This is a genomic window from Streptomyces sp. NPDC001781, from assembly GCF_053596035.1.
The window spans coordinates 25,664-42,514 of record NZ_JBSFFI010000006.1 but is presented as its reverse complement, the minus strand read 5'-3'; the positions used below and the strand labels follow the sequence as shown (position 1 = coordinate 42,514).

Here is a 16,851-nt window from a genome sequence, read left to right as displayed (position 1 = left end):
GTCCCGTGGTCCCCGGCGGGCGCGCGACCCGGCCCGGCGCCGCGCCGCGTGGTCGGGCATCACTGGACAGCCCTCAGGGTCCTCCGCCCGTATCGGGCCCCACGAGCCCGGCACGCCCCGGACGAGAGGGCCCGAGGCGTACGGAGGACCGGGGTATCCACCCAGCGGCGTACGTGTGCCGGACACGGATCGCCCCTCCGGCTGACCCCCGCGCGCACCGCGTTTCCTTACGCTGAAGACGTGCAGCGCCTCTACGACTTCCTCCGCCGCCACCCCACGGGGGTCGACTGCTTCTGGGCCGTCGTCCTGCTCGGGCTCTCCGGCGTGGGCGTGGTGAGCATGGACGGCGCCCCGCACCACCACGGTTCCCTCGCCGCCGCCTGGACGATCTCCACCCTGCTGTGCGCGATCCTGGCCCTGCGCCGCCGCCTGCCGGAGCTGATGCTGGTCGCGGTGCTGGTCACCGGGCTGGCGCAGCTCATCCTGGACGTCGAGCCGGTCGCCGCCGACTTCACCATGCTCGTGGTCGTCTACACGGTCGCCGCGGGCGGAGCCCTGTGGGCCTCCCGGCTGGCGCTCGCCACCGGCCTGGTCGCGGCCTCGCTGACGCAACTGCGCTGGCCGAACGAGCAGGTCAGCGGGCTCGGGCAGATCGCACTGGCGGTGTTCCAGACGGTGCCGTTCGCACTGGCCTGGGTGCTCGGCGACTCCATGCGCACCCGTCGCGCCTACTTCGCCCAGCTCGAGGAGCGCGCCGCCCGGCTGGAGAAGGAGCGCGAGGCGCAGGCGAAGGTCGCCGTCGCCGCCGAGCGCGCCCGGATCGCCCGCGAGCTGCACGACGTGGTCGCGCACAACGTCTCGGTGATGGTGGTGCAGGCGGACGGCGCCGCCTACGTCCTGGACGCCGCCCCCGACCAGGCCCGCCAGGCGCTGGAGACGATCTCCTCCACCGGCCGCCAGGCGCTGGCCGAGATGCGCCGCCTGCTGGGCGTGCTGCGCACCGGCGAGCACCAGGAGAGCGGGGAGTACGTCCCGCAGCCCGACGTGGATCAGATCGACGACCTGATCGAGCAGTGCCGCGACTCCGGGCTGCCGGTGGACTTCAAGGTCGAGGGCACCCCGCGCCCGCTGCCCAGCGGGGTGGAGCTGACCGCCTACCGGATCGTGCAGGAGGCGCTCACCAACACCCGCAAGCACGGCGGGCCCGAGGCGGGCGCCAGCGTCCGGCTGGTGTACTTCGACGACGGGCTCGGCCTGCTGGTCGAGGACGACGGCAAGGGCGCCCCGCACGAGCTGTACGAGGAGGGCGGCGTGGACGGCCAGGGGCACGGCCTGATCGGCATGCGGGAGCGGGTCGGCATGGTCGGCGGCACCCTGGACGCCGGGCCGCGCCCCGGCGGAGGCTTCCGCATCAGCGCGCTGCTCCCGCTGAAACCGGCGCACTGACACCTGTCACGAACGCGCCCCGCACACCCGAGAAGGACACGGAAGAGGACCCCGATGGCGATCCGCGTGATGCTCGTCGACGACCAGGTGCTGCTGCGCACCGGTTTCCGGATGGTGCTGGCCGCCCAGCCGGACATGGAGGTCGTCGCGGAGGCGGGCGACGGGGTGGAGGCGCTCCAGGTACTGCGCACCACCCCCGTCGACGTGGTCCTGATGGACGTGCGCATGCCCAAGCTGGACGGGGTGGAGACCACCCGCCGCATCTGCTCCGAGCCCGAGCCGCCCAAGGTGCTCATCCTCACCACGTTCGACCTGGACGAGTACGCGTTCTCCGGGCTGAAGGCGGGCGCCTCCGGCTTCATGCTGAAGGACGTGCCGCCGGGCGAGCTGCTCAGCGCGATCCGCGCGGTGCACAGCGGGGACGCGGTCGTGGCGCCCTCCACCACGCGCCGGCTGCTCGACCGGTTCGCCCCGATGCTGCCCTCGGCCGTCGAGGAACCCCGGCACGCGGAGCTGTCCCGGCTCACCGAGCGCGAGCGGGAGGTCATGGTGCTGGTCGCCCAGGGGCTCTCCAACGGAGAGATCGCCGCCCGGCTGGTCCTCTCCGAGGCCACCGTGAAGACCCATGTGGGCCGCATCCTCACCAAGCTGGGGCTGCGCGACCGCGTCCAGGTGGTCGTCCTCGCCTACGAGACCGGGCTGGTACGCGCGGGCGGGCAGCCCTGAGGCTCAGCGCAGCACGCCCCCGACGGCGTCGCTGCCCAGCCGGGACACGGCGGCCAGGTCCAACTGGTGCCGCACCTGCCGGCCCCGGCGGCAGCTGGGGATCAGGCGGCCTTCCTGAGCAGGGCAAGGTGGCGGGACACCTCGGGCGCGGACATGCCGTGCGCGCCGGCCGGTTCGCCGGCGGTGCCGGCGAGGGTGCCGCCCGGCAGCCCGCGCCGGCCCATGGTGCCCCCCCCGCCGGTGACAACGCCCCCGGACCGACGGCCACCGTCCGTCGACGGGACCTGCGGGGGCGGGTGTCTCAGGCCAGGCGTCCGGCGAAGTCGACGACCGCGTCCCGTACGTCACGGGCCGTCCACTCCAGGCCCGCCGCGCGCACCCCGGTCTCCGTGACGGAAAGGCCGGGGCCGCGGGAGCCCCAGGCACCGGCGAACAGCAGGGTGCCGGTCTCCTCGGCCTGGCTCACGGACGCCTCCGCGAGCACCTCGGGATCGAACGGCAGCCAGACCTGGAAGTCGTGGGTGTGCGGCACCTCGGGGTGGACCCGCGCCCAGGGCAGCCCGGCCTCGGCGAACCCCTCGCGCAGCGCGGCGGCGACCACGCGCGCGTGCCGGACGTACTCGGGAAGCCTCGGCAGCTCCCGCTCCAGGCCGGCGAGGGCCGACAGCGCGGTGGGGAACTGCTGGAAGACCGTCCCCCCGTACCGGTGCCGCCACGTGCGCGCCTCCTCGACGAGGCTCGCGGGACCGGCCAGAGCGGCGCCGCCCAGACCGCCGAGGGACTTGTAGAACGACACGTAGACGCTGTCGGCCAGGGCCGCGATCTCGTCCAGAGGGCGGCCGAAGTGCTCGGTGGCCTCCCAGAGGCGGGCGCCGTCGAAGTGCACCACCGCCTCCCGCTCCCGCGCGGCGTCGACCGCCCCGGTCAGCTCCTCCCAGGAGGGCAGCAGGAACCCGGCCTCGCGCAGCGGCAGTTCCAGCATGAGGGCGCCGACCGGCTCGTCCAGGGCGTGCACGTCGGCCGCCGTCACCGGCCGCGGCTCATGGCTGACGGTGACCGGACGCAACCCGCTGACCTGGCTGAACGCATGGCGTTCGTGCATCTCGGGGTGGGACAGGGCGTGCAGGGCCACCGCCGGGCCGCCGGTGCGGGCGGCCCAGCAGCGCAGGGCGACCTGCTGGGCCATGGTGCCGGTGGGGAAGAACACGGCGGCCTCGGTGCCGAGCAGTCCGGCGACCCGGTGCTCCAGGGCGGCCACCACGCCGTCGCCGTAGACGTCGGCGGGTTCGTCCAGGTCGTACACCTCGGATGCCGCCTGCGTCAGCTCGGCGAGGCGCTCGCGGAGGGTGCCGCGCCAGCCGTCGCGCGACAGCGCGCGCGGGGCGGTGCGCAGCGCGGCGCGGCGCCGCTCCCGTATCGAAGGTCGCTGTTCGTCCTCGCTCGTGTCGCTCATGCGGGCGATCATGCCGCGCCGCTCACCGCGCGGGTACCTGATTTCCGGGCGGGTGGGTGCGGTGGGCCCACAGCCTGTGGACAACCGGGGCCGGTCACCGGATAGCGTTAACATGACGAGAAATCGTCCGGTACCCAGAGCGGACTGGAACGGGAAGGTCACGGTCGCGTGAGTACAGTCCATCCCCCTGAGAGCACAGACAGCACAGGCACCAAGGACCGCCCCGCGCGGCTCGCCGTCGGCGTCGTCGGCGCCGGACGCGTGGGCCCCGCCCTGGCCGCGTCCCTCCAGCTCGCCGGACACCGCCCGGTGGCCGTCTCGGGCGTCTCCGACACCTCCCGCAGGCGCGCGGAGAGGATGCTGCCCGGCGTACCGCTGGTGCCGCCCGCCGAGGTGCTCCAGCGCGCCGACCTGGTGCTGCTCACCGTCCCCGACGACGCCCTGCCGGGCCTGGTCACCGGCCTCGCCGAGACCGGCGCCGTCCGCCCCGGCCAGCTCCTCGTGCACACCTCCGGCCGGTACGGCGTCTCGGTGCTGGACCCGGCCCTGCGCGCGGGCGCGCTGCCGCTGGCGCTGCACCCGGCCATGACCTTCACCGGCAGCCCCGTCGACGTCCAGCGCCTCGCGGGCTGCTCCTTCGGCGTCACCGCGCCCGAGCAGCTGCGGCTCGCGGCCGAGGCCCTGGTCATCGAGATGGGCGGCGAGCCGGAGTGGATCAGCGAGGAGAGCCGCCCGCTCTACCACGCCGCCCTCGCCCTGGGTTCCAACCACCTGATCACCCTGGTCGCCCAGTCCATGGAGCTGCTGCGCACGGCCGGGGTCGGCGCCCCCGACCGGATGCTGGGCCCACTGCTCGGCGCCGCCCTGGACAACGCCCTGCGCTCCGGCGACGCGGCCCTGACCGGTCCCGTCGCGCGCGGGGACGCGGGCACGGTCGCCGCGCACATCGCCGAGCTGCGCGAGCACTCCCCGCAGACCGTCGCCGGGTACGTGGCGATGGCCCGCGCGACCGCCGACCGCGCCCTCGCCCACGGCCTGCTCAAGGCCGAGCTGGCCGAGGACCTGCTCGGCGTGCTCGCCGACCAGGAGACCGGCACCGGCAGCGCCCCGGGCAGCGGCACCGACGCGGACGACGACGAGAACGGCCCCGAGGGGAACGACCGATGACCACCGCCCTGCTGAGCACCGCCGACGAGCTGCACGCGCGCGTGCGCCACGGCCGCCGTGCCGTCGTGATGACCATGGGCGCCCTGCACGAGGGCCACGCCACGCTGATCCGCACCGCCCGCGAGATCGCCGGGCCGGACGGCGAGGTCGTCGTCACCGTCTTCGTCAACCCGCTCCAGTTCGGCGCCGGCGAGGACCTCGACCGCTACCCGCGCACCCTGGACGCCGACCTCGCGCTCGCCGGACGCGCGGGCGCCGACGCGGTGTTCGCGCCGTCCGTGGAGGAGGTCTACCCCGGCGGTGAGCCCCAGGTGCGGATCACCGCAGGCCCCATGGGCGGCCGGCTGGAGGGCGCCACCCGCCCCGGCCACTTCGACGGCATGCTCACCGTCGTCGCCAAGCTGCTGCACCTCACCCGGCCCGACGTGGCGCTGTACGGGCAGAAGGACGCCCAGCAGCTCGCGCTCATCCGGCGCATGGTGCGGGACCTCGACTTCGGCGTGGAGATCGTCGGTGTGCCCACGGTCCGCGAGGAGGACGGGCTCGCCCTGTCCAGCCGCAACCGCTACCTCGCCCCCGAGGAGCGGGCCACCGCCCTCACCCTGTCCCGCGCCCTGTTCGCCGGCCGTGACCGGCACGCGGCCCAGGAGGCCCTGCGCGCGCGGGCCCTGGAAGTGCCCTCCACGCACGCGCGTGCGGAGGCGCTGAGCGCCATAGGCGAGTCGCGGGCGGCGGCCGACGCGCACGCCGTGGCCACCGCCGCGCCCGGCGGCCCGGCGGCCGTCCGCGCGGCGGCCCGCCAGGCCCTGGACGAGGCCGCCCGCTTCGACCCGCCGCTCGACCTGGACTACCTCGCCCTGGTCGACCCGGCCGACTTCACCGAGGTCGCCGACGACTTCACCGGCGAGGCGGTCCTCGCCGTCGCCGCGCGGGTCGGCTCCACCCGGCTGATCGACAACATCCCGCTCACCTTCGGCAGCCCTGGAGCCGCCCTGTGACCAGCACCGGCATACGACTGCACGCGCCCGCCCCCGGGTGGTCCATCCCGGCCGACGTGGTGGTGGTGGGCTCCGGCGTGGCCGGCCTGACCGCCGCGCTGCGCTGCGAGGCGGCCGGCCTGACGACGGTCGTCGTCACCAAGGCCCGCCTGGACGACGGTTCCACCCGCTGGGCCCAGGGCGGCATCGCGGCCGCCCTGGGCGAGGGCGACACCCCCGCACAGCACCTGGACGACACCCTGGTCGCGGGCGCCGGCCTGTGCGACGAGGACGCCGTACGCCTCCTGGTCAACGAGGGCCCCGACGCCGTGCGGCGGCTGATCGACACCGGCGCGCGGTTCGACACCGACGACACGGGCTCGATCCAGCTCACCCGCGAGGGCGGCCACCACCGGCGCCGCATCGCGCACGCGGGCGGGGACGCCACCGGGGCGGAGATCTCCCGCGCGCTGGTCGACGCCGTCCGTGCGCGGGGCCTGCGCACCATCGAGAACGCGCTCGTCCTCGACCTGCTCACGGACGCCGAGGGCCGCACCGCCGGGGTCACGCTGCACGTCATGGGCGAGGGCCAGCACGACGGAGTGGGCGCAGTGCACGCGCCCGCCGTGGTGCTCGCCACCGGCGGCATGGGCCAGGTGTTCTCCGCGACCACCAACCCGCCGGTCTCCACCGGCGACGGCGTGGCGCTGGCGCTGCGCGCGGGCGCCGAGGTCAGCGACCTGGAGTTCGTGCAGTTCCATCCGACCGTGCTGTTCCTCGGCCCCGACGCCGAGGGCCAGCAGCCGCTGGTCTCCGAGGCGGTGCGCGGGGAGGGCGCCCACCTGGTGGACGCCGACGGCACGCGCTTCATGGTCGGCCGGCACGAGCTGGCCGAGCTGGCCCCGCGCGACATCGTCGCCAAGGGCATCACGCGGCGGATGCAGGAGACGGGCGCCGAGCACATGTACCTCGACGGCCGGCACTTCGGCGCCGACATGTGGGAGCACCGCTTCCCGACCATCCTGGCCGCCTGCCGCGCCCACGGCGTCGACCCCGTCACCGAGCCGATCCCGGTCGCCCCGGCCGCCCACTACGCCTCCGGCGGCGTCCGCACCGACGACCGCGGCCGTACGACCGTGCCCGGCCTGTACGCGTGCGGGGAGGTCGCCTGCACCGGCGTGCACGGCGCCAACCGGCTCGCCTCCAACTCCCTGCTCGAAGGACTCGTCTACGCCGAGCGCCTGGCCGCAGACATCGCGGCCGAGCACGCCGCGAACGGCCCGCACACGCGCGTGCCGGCCCCCGTCCCGCGCCACGGCACACCCGCGCATCCCCTGCTGGCCCCCGAGGACCGGCTCGCGGTGCAGCGGATCATGACCGAGGGCGCGGGCGTGCTGCGCTCGGCCGCCTCCCTCGAACGCGCCGCGCAGCGCCTCGCTGAGCTGCACTCCCGCGCCAGCGACACCCTGGACGGCGAGGGCAAGACCGCCGAGCCCGGCGTCGACACCTGGGAGGCCACCAACCTCCTGGACGTGGCCCGCGTCCTGGTCGCCGCCGCCGCGCTGCGCGAGGAGACCCGCGGCTGCCACTGGCGCGAGGACCACGCCGACCGCGACGACCCGCACTGGCGCCGCCACCTCGTGGTGACCCTCCGCGCGGACCGTTCGCTGGCCGTACGCACCACCGAGAGCGCAGACTTCCCCCCTACCCGGTGACATCTCGGTCCACCGGGTGAACCCGCGTCCCCAGGAGCAGTGACGAACGTGAGCACCGACGACCTTCCCCTCGCCCCGACCGGCGGCTGCGGCGACGGCTGCGCCTGCGGCGCGGACGAGGAGGGCGAAGAGCAACTGGAGTGCGGCCTCGACCCCGCGCTGGCCGCGCTGCTGGCCGATTCCGGGCTCGACCCCGTCGAGATCGAGGACATCGCCAACGTCGCCGTCCAGGAGGACCTGGCCGGTGGCGTCGACGTGACCACCGTGGCGACCATCCCCGAGGACGCGGTGGCCACCGCCGACTTCGTCGCCCGCGAGGCCGGCGTGGTGGCGGGCCTCCGGGTCGCCGAGGCCGTGCTCTCCGTCGTCTGCGAGGACGAGTTCGAGGTCGAGCGGCACGTCGAGGACGGCGACCTGGTCGAGGCCGGCCAGTGCCTGCTGTCGGTCACCACCCGCACCCGCGACCTGCTCACCGCCGAGCGCAGCGCCCTGAACATCCTGGGCCGCATGTCCGGCATCGCGTCCGCCACGCGCGCGTGGGCCGACGTCCTGGAGGGCAGCCGCACGCGCGTGCGCGACACCCGCAAGACCACCCCCGGCCTGCGCTCGCTGGAGAAGTACGCGGTGCGCTGCGGCGGCGGTGTCAACCACCGCATGTCCCTGTCCGACGCCGCCCTGGTCAAGGACAACCACGTGCTCGCCGCAGGCGGCGTGGCCGAGGCGTTCAAGGCCGTACGGGAGGCCTTCCCGGACCTCCCCGTCGAGGTCGAGGTCGACACCCTGCACCAGCTCCACGAGGCCGTCGAGGCGGGCGCCGACCTGATCCTGCTGGACAACTTCACCCCCGGCGAGTGCGCCGAGGCCGTCACCCTCACGGCAGGCCGCGCCGAGCTGGAGGCGTCCGGGCGGCTCACCCTGGAGAACGCCCGCGCCTACGCCGACACCGGCGTGGACTTCCTGGCCGTCGGCGCCCTCACCCACTCCTCGCCGGTGCTCGACATCGGCCTGGACCTGCGCCCGGCGGAGTGAGACGGATGCTGCTCACGATCGACGTCGGCAACACCCACACCGTCCTCGGTCTCTTCGACGGCGAGGACATCGTCGAGCACTGGCGCGTGTCCACCGACCCGCGCCGCACGGCCGACGAGCTGGCGGTGCTGCTCCAGGGCCTGATGGGCACGCACCCGCTGCTCGGCGAGGAACTGGGCGACGGCATCCACGGCATCGCCGTCTGCGCCACGGTGCCCTCGGTGCTCCACGAGCTGCGCGAGGTCACCCGCCGCTACTACGGCGACGTGCCGGCCGTGCTGGTCGAGCCCGGCGTCAAGACGGGGGTGCCGGTCCAGTTCGACAACCCCAAGGAGGTCGGCGCCGACCGCATCATCAACACGGTCGCCGCCAACGAGCTGTACGGCGGCCCGGCGATCGTGGTCGACTTCGGCACCGCGACCACCTTCGACGCGATCTCCGCGCGCGGGGAGTACGTCGGCGGGGTGATCGCCCCCGGCATCGAGATCTCGGTGGAGGCGCTCGGCGTCAAGGCCGCGCAGCTCCGCAAGATCGAGGTGGCCCGCCCGCGCAACGTGATCGGCAAGAGCACCGTCGAGGCCATGCAGTCCGGCATCGTCTACGGCTTCGCCGGCCAGGTGGACGGGGTGGTCGGCCGGATGGCGCGCGAGCTGGCGGACGACCCCGACGACGTCACCGTGATCGCCACCGGTGGGCTGGCGCCCATGGTGCTGGGTGAGTCCTCCGTGATCGACGAGCACCAGCCCTGGCTGACCCTGATCGGCCTGCGCCTGGTCTACGAGCGCAACGTGCCGCGCAGGTAGCCGGCCCGCGCGGGACCCAGGGCCGGGCGGGGGAACCCTGGGTCCGACACGCGTGACAATGCGTCCCATTCCGTAACTTTTGTCCGATTAGCGGTAGCGTCGCCGCATGCCCACGCCCTACGGAACTCGCGGCGCCATGGCGTTCGGTGCGGAGGAGCTGCGTGTGCTCCGCCGCGCCCTCGCCCTCGCCCTCCACCCCGGCACGGCCTCCGCCGAGGACGTGCAGGACTGCTTCCGCCTCGCCGAGTCGGTCGACGAGGCACTGGACGAAGCGGCTCGCCTGCACGCCTTCCTCCTGGCCGACCTGGGCCGCTACCGAGCCGCCCTGCCCGGCACCGCGGCCGGCTACCTCGCCCTGCTCCAAGAGGCGCTCGGCGCCGGGCACCGGCCGGCCCCGGACGACCTCACCGCACTGCGCGCGCTGCGCGGCAACCCGGTGGCGGCCGCCCTGCTGGCCCACTGCCAGGGCGTCGTCCAGCGGAGCGTGCGCACCCGCTTCGCCACCGGCGCGCCCACCGTCCCCGCTCCCGCCGCACCGCCCTCGCGTGCCCGCCTGCTCGCCCTGCCGGGCGGTGCCGAGGACTCCGGGCCCACCGGGGCCGACGAGCCCGGGGAAGCCGCCCGGAAGCCGGCGGAGGAGCCCTCCCGGCCCTCTTCGCCGCGCCCCGGCGAGCGCCCCGCCGCGCCGCCGGCCCCGAAGCGCCCCGTCCCCACCCCGGGCGAGGTCTTCCCGCGCCGCAAACCGCAGTCGCCGCCCGCCGGGCACGACCGCGCCCACCATCTCGCCGCGGGCTGACCTGGCCCTTCGGGGCGGGGAGGACACAACGCCCACCCCGCCCCTGCCCGGGCGCCCCGCGTGGCTACCCTGGAGCCATGGACTACGTCTCCGCGCTGGTGCCCCCCTTCGTCATGGCCGCCCTCTTCATCGGCGTGGTCCGGGTGATCGTGAAGACCCAGGGCGGCGCGGCCAAGGGCAAGGAGGACGCGGCCGTCGACGCCGCCCTCGCGCGCGCGGAGAGCGCCCGCCAGGCGGCCCGCGGCGACGCCTGAGCGCCCCGCACGTCGGCGCCGGTTCGACCGGATCTCCCACTAATATCTGCTTTGTGCCTCGCCCCTTGGGAGATCTCGAAGACGCCGTCATGTCACGGGTGTGGAAGTGGAACCGCCCGGTGACCGTCCGGGAAGTCCTGGAGGACATCCAGCGGGAACGCTCGATCGCGTACACCACCGTCATGACGGTTTTGGACAACCTCCATCAGAAGGGCTGGGTCCGCCGTGAGGCGGAAGGGCGCGCCTATCGATATGAGGCCGTCTCCACCAGAGCCGCCTACGCGGCCGCGCTCATGAACGACGCCTGGTCGCAGAGCGACAACCCGGCCGCCGCACTCGTCGCGTTCTTCGGGATGATGAGCGAGGAACAGCGCCAGGCCCTCAGCGACGCCATCCGTATCGTCCAGGGGCCGCAAACGCGCGAGAACCCCGGTTCGGCGGAGGAGACCGGCGGGCGATAGCGTCCGCCCATGTCAGCGAAGAGCCCCGAAGTCCCCGCGAATGCCATCACCGTCCGGCGCGCCCGGACCAGCGATGTTCCCGCTGTACGCCGACTCCTCGACGCCTACTCGCGTGACCGCATCCTGCTCGACAAAGCCACGGTCACCCTTTACGAGGACATCCAGGAGTTCTGGGTCGCGGAACGCGACGACAACGCCGAGGTCGTCGGCTGCGGCGCCTTGCACGTCATGTGGGAAGACCTCGCGGAAGTCCGCACTCTCGCCGTGAACCCGGCCCTCAAGGGCGCCGGAGTGGGCCACCGGCTGCTGGGGAAGTTGCTCGACACCGCGCGCCGGCTCGGCGTTCGCCGCGTTTTCTGCCTGACCTTCGAAGTCGACTTCTTCAGCAAGCACGGCTTCGTGGAGATCGGCGAGACACCGGTCGACACCGATGTGTACGCGGAGCTCTTGCGCTCCTATGACGAGGGCGTCGCGGAGTTCCTCGGTCTCGAACGAGTGAAACCCAACACCTTGGGCAACAGCCGGATGCTTCTGCATCTGTGATCGCCAATGCCCCGGTTCCCTATGTCCGAAACGCGCACGTTTCCGGACGTGAGAGGGCCCGGGGTCTCTCCCCGAGGGTTTGTGTTTTTCCGGCAAAAGCGGTTTGCTTTCCGGCGTACTGCTGCACTGCATATAACAGGGGCGGCTAAACGGCGTACGCCGCGGGACCTCCCCGCCCTCACGTTTTCGATGAAAGGAAATCCGGTGGCACAGAAGGTTCAGGTCCTTCTTGTCGACGACCTCGACGGCGGCGAGGCTGACGAGACCGTGACGTTCGCGTTGGACGGCAAGACCTACGAGATCGACCTCACGACCGCCAATGCGGACAAGCTGCGCGGCCTTCTCGACGCCTATGTGAAGGGCGGCCGTCGTACCGGTGGCCGTTCCTCCGGTGGCCGCGGCAAGGCCCGCGCCGCTTCCGGCGGCAGCCAGGACACCGCGGCCATCCGCGCCTGGGCCAAGGAGAACGGCTACGACGTGAACGACCGCGGCCGCGTTCCCGCGTCCATCCGCGAGGCCTACGAGAAGGCCAACGGCTGATCACGCCCCCGCGAACGGGGCCCGGCGCCCCGCCGCAGCCGGACCCGGTGGCACTGCGCCGCAACGGTGTCCACCAGCCGTACGAGATCGGGGGCGCCCGTGACGCCCTCGAAGGACGGCAGCGCGGGCAGCGCCGCCTCCAGATCGCGCCCCGGCCCGGGGGGCCGCAGCCACACGGCGGCCCCCTGAACGGCACGGGCGCCCGGCCGGGGCACCGTCGTGCCACCCGCGGGCGGCGCCGGCGCCTCCGTCACGCCCCCGGCGCCCAGCGCCCGCAGGTCCAGCGTCAGCGCCCCCCACTCCAGCCAGTCGAGCAGCCCCGGCAGCTCCTCCGCGCTGCCCGCGGCCACCAGCAGCCGCATCCGGCCGCCCACGAGGGCCACCGGGGAGCCGGGCGCCAGATGCCGCAGGGCCGGAGCCCCCGCCTCGGCCGGCACGTCCAGCACGTCGAAGCGCACCCCCGTCACGAGCCGCAGTGGCGCCCCCGGCGCCGTCGCCCAGCCCAGCACGTGTTCGTACCAGTGCCGGCCCGCCTCCTCGGGGGCCGGGCCGAACGGGCACCTCGGGCGTGGGAAGGGCGGCGCCGACGACGGGGGGAAGGGCTCCGGGGACGCCGGGCGCGTTGAGCCAGCCATGCCAGGTGCAACAGGCGAAGGCGCCCGGGAGTCACGCTGGGCCTCCACCTGGTCACGCTGTGTGCGAGCGAGGGGCGCGCACAGGCGCAACCGGGGTCGTGAGGTTGTTCGCCCGTAGCGGAGGGAAACGGTGCGCGCGGCATGGACCGCCCGTCACCGCGGGTAAGACATGCCTAGTGGGAGGGGACGACACGCAGGAAAGGCCGTCTCACGTTCGCCATCGGCGGAACGGCGAGTGGGGTAACTGCCTGGCCTGCGGGAACATCGTCTCGCACCATCGAGTTGGAGCAGATGTCGGCGTTCGGGGTCAGGAGGCCATCGACGGTGTCGGCAGTTGGAATGAGCGGTCCCCGCTTGCGGGACTAAGCTGCGGAAGGACAGGGAGGGGAAGTTCCCCCCACTGCCTGACCGCTCTGAGGAGCGATTAACGATGTTCGAGAGGTTCACCGACCGCGCGCGGCGGGTTGTCGTCCTGGCTCAGGAAGAAGCCCGGATGCTCAACCACAACTACATCGGCACCGAGCACATCCTCCTGGGTCTCATCCACGAGGGTGAAGGTGTCGCCGCTAAGGCCCTGGAGAGCCTCGGCATTTCGCTTGAGGCGGTCCGTCAGCAGGTGGAGGAGATCATCGGTCAGGGCCAGCAGGCCCCGTCCGGCCACATCCCCTTCACCCCCCGTGCCAAGAAGGTCCTGGAGCTGTCGCTCCGCGAGGCCCTTCAGCTCGGCCACAACTACATCGGCACCGAGCACATCCTGCTCGGCCTGATCCGTGAGGGCGAGGGCGTCGCCGCCCAGGTCCTGGTCAAGCTGGGCGCAGACCTCAACCGGGTGCGCCAGCAGGTCATCCAGTTGCTCTCCGGTTACCAGGGCAAGGAGACGGCGGCCGCCGGCGGCCCGGCCGAGGGCACCCCCTCGACCTCCCTGGTCCTCGACCAGTTCGGCCGGAACCTCACCCAGGCCGCTCGTGAGACCAAGCTCGACCCGGTCATCGGGCGCGAGAAGGAGATCGAGCGGGTCATGCAGGTGCTGTCCCGCCGCACGAAGAACAACCCGGTGCTGATCGGTGAGCCCGGCGTCGGCAAGACCGCCGTCGTCGAGGGTCTCGCCCAGGCCATCGTCAAGGGCGAGGTGCCCGAGACCCTCAAGGACAAGCACCTCTACACCCTGGACCTCGGTGCCCTGGTGGCCGGCTCCCGCTACCGCGGTGACTTCGAGGAGCGCCTGAAGAAGGTGCTCAAGGAGATCCGCACCCGCGGCGACATCATCCTGTTCATCGACGAGCTGCACACGCTGGTCGGTGCGGGCGCCGCCGAGGGCGCGATCGACGCCGCCTCCATCCTCAAGCCGATGCTGGCCCGCGGTGAGCTCCAGACCATCGGTGCTACCACGCTGGACGAGTACCGCAAGCACCTGGAGAAGGACGCCGCCCTCGAGCGCCGCTTCCAGCCCATCCAGGTCGCGGAGCCGTCGCTGCCGCACACGATCGAGATCCTCAAGGGCCTGCGCGACCGGTACGAGGCGCACCACCGCGTCTCCATCACCGACGAGGCGCTGGTCCAGGCCGCCACCCTGGCCGACCGGTACATCTCGGACCGCTTCCTGCCGGACAAGGCGATCGACCTGATCGACGAGGCCGGCTCCCGGATGCGCATCCGCCGGATGACCGCGCCGCCGGACCTCCGCGAGTTCGACGAGAAGATCGCCGGTGTCCGCCGGGACAAGGAGTCCGCGATCGACTCGCAGGACTTCGAGAAGGCCGCCTCCCTGCGCGACAAGGAGAAGCAGCTCCTGGCTGCCAAGGCCAAGCGGGAGAAGGAGTGGAAGGCCGGCGACATGGACGTCGTCGCCGAGGTCGACGGCGAGCTGATCGCCGAGGTCCTCGCCACCGCCACGGGCATCCCGGTCTTCAAGCTGACCGAGGAGGAGTCCAGCCGCCTGCTCCGCATGGAGGAGGAGCTGCACAAGCGGGTCATCGGCCAGGTCGACGCCGTCAAGGCGCTGTCCAAGGCGATCCGCCGCACCCGTGCCGGTCTGAAGGACCCGAAGCGTCCCGGTGGCTCGTTCATCTTCGCCGGTCCGTCCGGTGTCGGTAAGACCGAGCTGTCCAAGGCGCTCGCCGAGTTCCTCTTCGGTGACGAGGACGCGCTGATCTCCCTCGACATGTCGGAGTTCAGCGAGAAGCACACGGTCTCCCGGCTCTTCGGTTCGCCCCCCGGTTACGTGGGCTACGAGGAGGGCGGCCAGCTCACCGAGAAGGTGCGCCGCAAGCCGTTCTCCGTGGTCCTCTTCGACGAGGTCGAGAAGGCCCACCCGGACATCTTCAACTCGCTGCTGCAGATCCTGGAGGACGGTCGTCTGACCGACTCCCAGGGCCGGGTCGTGGACTTCAAGAACACGGTCATCATCATGACGACCAACCTCGGCACGCGGGACATCTCCAAGGGCTTCAACCTGGGCTTCGCCGCCTCCGGCGACACGAAGACCAACTACGAGCGCATGAAGAACAAGGTGTCGGACGAGCTGAAGCAGCACTTCCGTCCCGAGTTCCTCAACCGCGTCGACGACGTGGTCGTCTTCCCGCAGCTCACTCAGGCGGACATCCTCCGGATCGTCGACCTGATGATCAGCAAGGTGGACGAGCGCCTGAAGGACCGGGACATGGGCATCGAGCTCTCCCAGTCCGCGAAGGAGCTGCTCTCCAAGAAGGGCTACGACCCGGTGCTGGGCGCGCGTCCGCTGCGTCGCACGATCCAGCGCGAGGTCGAGGACACCCTCTCGGAGAAGATCCTGTTCGGCGAGCTGCGCCCCGGCCACATCGTGGTCGTCGACACGGAGGGCGAGGGCGACAACCAGACCTTCACCTTCCGGGGCGAGGAAAAGGCCGCTCTTCCGGACGCCCCGCCGATCGAGCAGGCGGCGGGCGGCGGTCCGAACCTGAACAAGGACGCGTAACCCTCCGGGGGTTCGCGTGGCCCGAAGGGGCCGGTGCCTGTGGGCACCGGCCCCTTCGGCGTTTCTCCGGAGCACCCTTGGGCGGACGGATCACGGGTCGGGCCGTGCGGACCGGTCTTCGGCGCTCGGCGAATCGACCCTTTCGCAGGCCCTGTGGCAGCGCGTCCGAGGTCTTGAGAGGAAAACGGGGGCGCGGAAGTACTCGGATTCCACACGGGCCGGCACTTCGCCGGCGTACGGACGAATCGAAATACCTCCGGGCTTCGCGGATTCCCCCGAGGTCGTCTTCCCGCCGATGGCCTGCGGCTCCGGGGAACTCGGGTCAGTTCAGGACAACTGCCCGTCGTAGTCCGGGAGTTTGAATGTCCTTTCCGCGTGCCCGCCGCTCAGGTCGGACGCGCTGTTGCCGATGTTCGCGATGATCGTGTAGCCCTGGCGCTCGATGTCGGCCCGCTGGGCGGTCTTGTAGGCGGCGATGTCCTTGAAGAGGTCGAAGAGGCCGCGGACCCGGAGGTCGGTGACGCGGTAGCCGTCGTGTTCGAGGTTGTAGGACGTGGGCCAGTGCAGCAGTCCGGGGCGGGCGGTGACGAAGATCAGGGCGACACCGTGGTCCTGGGCGTACTGGGCGACCTTCAGTACCGGGCGGTTGGCCGGCTGGGGGAACTGGAAGCCGAAGTCCGTCTCCAGGGTGGTGTTGTCCACGTCCAGGACGATGGCCTGCTTCTCACCGGCGCCGGAGGCCGCGCGGCTCTGGATGTAGGGGAGGGCCTCGCTCATCACCCGTCCGCAGTCCTGCTGCCAGGTGCCGTAGTCCACGGCGGTGGCGGTGGCGGTGGCGGCCTCGGCGGGGGCGGCGAGGGCGGCGAGCGCTGCGGTGGAGACGGCGATGGCGGCGATCCGGCGAGCCAGGGGGCGTCTGGTCATGAAGGGGGTCCTCTCGCGTCCGTACGGTGCAGTGCATGGTCTGCGGAGCGGGTGGCGCGAGGGGAACCGTAGGGTTACCGGACGGTAGGTTGCTAGAGGCGCGCATCACATTTATCGGGTCCCCGAGTCGGTCCGCCGGTGACATGCCGCACAGGCGATATGTCCGGTACTAGCCGGGATAGTGGTATTCCAAAACACGGCAAACCTGGACGTACGCGTTGAAACCCTCAGTGATATCGGCAGGCCGTAGCGCCTGGTCCCGCCGGAGCGCCCGGCCTGTCAAGAGATGACCGATTTGGGACGCTTCTACTAACTCGTGCCGTAGATGGGCCCTTTGAACCCGGATGGGGCGAGGGGTTACCAATGTGGAGTCCCGCCCGGCACACGGCGAAACATCCGTACGCCGGGTGGCGCTCTGTCTCCGAGTTC

Annotated in this window: 16 protein-coding genes and 1 pseudogene; 13 read left to right on the top strand and 4 right to left on the bottom strand. The window is 72.5% G+C overall.

Annotated elements, in window-relative coordinates:
* Nucleotides 1–240 precede the first annotated feature (240 nt).
* Together ACWCV3_RS07465 and ACWCV3_RS07460 are read left to right on the top strand one after the other, a co-directional pair.
* Complete coding sequence (locus ACWCV3_RS07465; RefSeq protein WP_451219802.1) at nt 241–1,446, top strand: sensor histidine kinase; 1,206 nt, start codon at nt 241–243, stop codon at nt 1,444–1,446.
* A 54-nt stretch (nt 1,447–1,500) separates the two neighbouring features.
* Nucleotides 1,501–2,172, top strand: a complete 672-nt coding sequence (locus tag ACWCV3_RS07460) for a response regulator (RefSeq protein ID WP_130338334.1) — start codon at nt 1,501–1,503, stop codon at nt 2,170–2,172.
* 3 nt (nt 2,173–2,175) lie between these two features.
* Here the strand turns inward: ACWCV3_RS07460 and ACWCV3_RS07455 are convergent.
* Both ACWCV3_RS07455 and ACWCV3_RS07450 read right to left on the bottom strand, forming a co-directional pair.
* Nucleotides 2,176–2,357: pseudogene (locus ACWCV3_RS07455) on the bottom strand (transcriptional regulator); the annotation flags it as partial.
* Nucleotides 2,358–2,473: 116 nt separating this feature from the next.
* Complete coding sequence (locus ACWCV3_RS07450; RefSeq protein ID WP_451219798.1) at nt 2,474–3,625, bottom strand: threonine aldolase family protein; 1,152 nt, start codon at nt 3,623–3,625, stop codon at nt 2,474–2,476.
* 168 nt (nt 3,626–3,793) lie between these two features.
* On the opposite strand from ACWCV3_RS07450, the gene ACWCV3_RS07445 reads away from it, so the two are divergent.
* The 10 genes from ACWCV3_RS07445 to ACWCV3_RS07400 all read left to right on the top strand — a co-directional run bounded on the left by ACWCV3_RS07445 (nt 3,794) and on the right by ACWCV3_RS07400 (nt 11,910).
* Nucleotides 3,794–4,792 (top strand): Rossmann-like and DUF2520 domain-containing protein, encoded by a 999-nt coding sequence (locus ACWCV3_RS07445; protein WP_451219795.1) that lies wholly within the window; start codon nt 3,794–3,796, stop codon nt 4,790–4,792.
* Nucleotides 4,789–5,790, top strand: a complete 1,002-nt coding sequence (gene panC, locus ACWCV3_RS07440) for a pantoate--beta-alanine ligase (protein ID WP_451219792.1) — start codon at nt 4,789–4,791, stop codon at nt 5,788–5,790. The genes ACWCV3_RS07445 and panC overlap by 4 nt, the downstream gene beginning before the upstream one ends.
* The gene (locus tag ACWCV3_RS07435) at nt 5,787–7,484 is read left to right on the top strand and encodes an L-aspartate oxidase (RefSeq protein ID WP_451219789.1); all 1,698 of its coding nucleotides are present in this window, start codon (nt 5,787–5,789) and stop codon (nt 7,482–7,484) included. The genes panC and ACWCV3_RS07435 overlap by 4 nt, the downstream gene beginning before the upstream one ends.
* Nucleotides 7,485–7,532: 48 nt before the next feature.
* On the top strand, nt 7,533–8,513 hold the full coding sequence (gene nadC, locus ACWCV3_RS07430) for a carboxylating nicotinate-nucleotide diphosphorylase (protein ID WP_451219786.1): 981 nt from the start codon (nt 7,533–7,535) through the stop codon (nt 8,511–8,513).
* A gap of 5 nt (nt 8,514–8,518) precedes the next feature.
* Nucleotides 8,519–9,316: a type III pantothenate kinase gene (locus ACWCV3_RS07425; RefSeq protein ID WP_451219783.1), complete on the top strand. Its 798-nt coding sequence runs from the start codon at nt 8,519–8,521 to the stop codon at nt 9,314–9,316.
* Nucleotides 9,317–9,452: 136 nt separating this feature from the next.
* Nucleotides 9,453–10,112: a hypothetical protein gene (locus tag ACWCV3_RS07420; protein WP_451220331.1), complete on the top strand. Its 660-nt coding sequence runs from the start codon at nt 9,453–9,455 to the stop codon at nt 10,110–10,112.
* A gap of 77 nt (nt 10,113–10,189) precedes the next feature.
* The gene (locus tag ACWCV3_RS07415; protein ID WP_451219781.1) at nt 10,190–10,366 is read left to right on the top strand and encodes a hypothetical protein; all 177 of its coding nucleotides are present in this window, start codon (nt 10,190–10,192) and stop codon (nt 10,364–10,366) included.
* 65 nt (nt 10,367–10,431) lie between these two features.
* Complete coding sequence (locus ACWCV3_RS07410) at nt 10,432–10,827, top strand: BlaI/MecI/CopY family transcriptional regulator (RefSeq protein WP_451219778.1); 396 nt, start codon at nt 10,432–10,434, stop codon at nt 10,825–10,827.
* A 9-nt stretch (nt 10,828–10,836) separates the two neighbouring features.
* Nucleotides 10,837–11,370: an amino-acid N-acetyltransferase gene (locus tag ACWCV3_RS07405; protein WP_451219775.1), complete on the top strand. Its 534-nt coding sequence runs from the start codon at nt 10,837–10,839 to the stop codon at nt 11,368–11,370.
* Nucleotides 11,371–11,574: 204 nt separating this feature from the next.
* Nucleotides 11,575–11,910, top strand: coding sequence for a histone-like nucleoid-structuring protein Lsr2 (locus ACWCV3_RS07400; RefSeq protein ID WP_451219772.1), 336 nt, complete (start codon nt 11,575–11,577; stop codon nt 11,908–11,910).
* Here the strand turns inward: ACWCV3_RS07400 and ACWCV3_RS07395 are convergent.
* Entirely contained in the window at nt 11,889–12,545 is a 657-nt protein-coding gene (locus ACWCV3_RS07395) for an SCO3374 family protein (protein WP_451219769.1), read from the bottom strand. The genes ACWCV3_RS07400 and ACWCV3_RS07395 overlap by 22 nt on opposite strands.
* Nucleotides 12,546–12,975: 430 nt before the next feature.
* On the opposite strand from ACWCV3_RS07395, the gene ACWCV3_RS07390 reads away from it, so the two are divergent.
* Nucleotides 12,976–15,498 (top strand): ATP-dependent Clp protease ATP-binding subunit, encoded by a 2,523-nt coding sequence (locus tag ACWCV3_RS07390; RefSeq protein WP_451219766.1) that lies wholly within the window; start codon nt 12,976–12,978, stop codon nt 15,496–15,498.
* A gap of 327 nt (nt 15,499–15,825) precedes the next feature.
* Here ACWCV3_RS07390 and ACWCV3_RS07385 read toward each other — a convergent pair whose 3' ends face one another.
* Nucleotides 15,826–16,422, bottom strand: coding sequence for an HAD family acid phosphatase (locus ACWCV3_RS07385; protein WP_451219763.1), 597 nt, complete (start codon nt 16,420–16,422; stop codon nt 15,826–15,828).
* Nucleotides 16,423–16,851 lie beyond the last annotated feature (429 nt).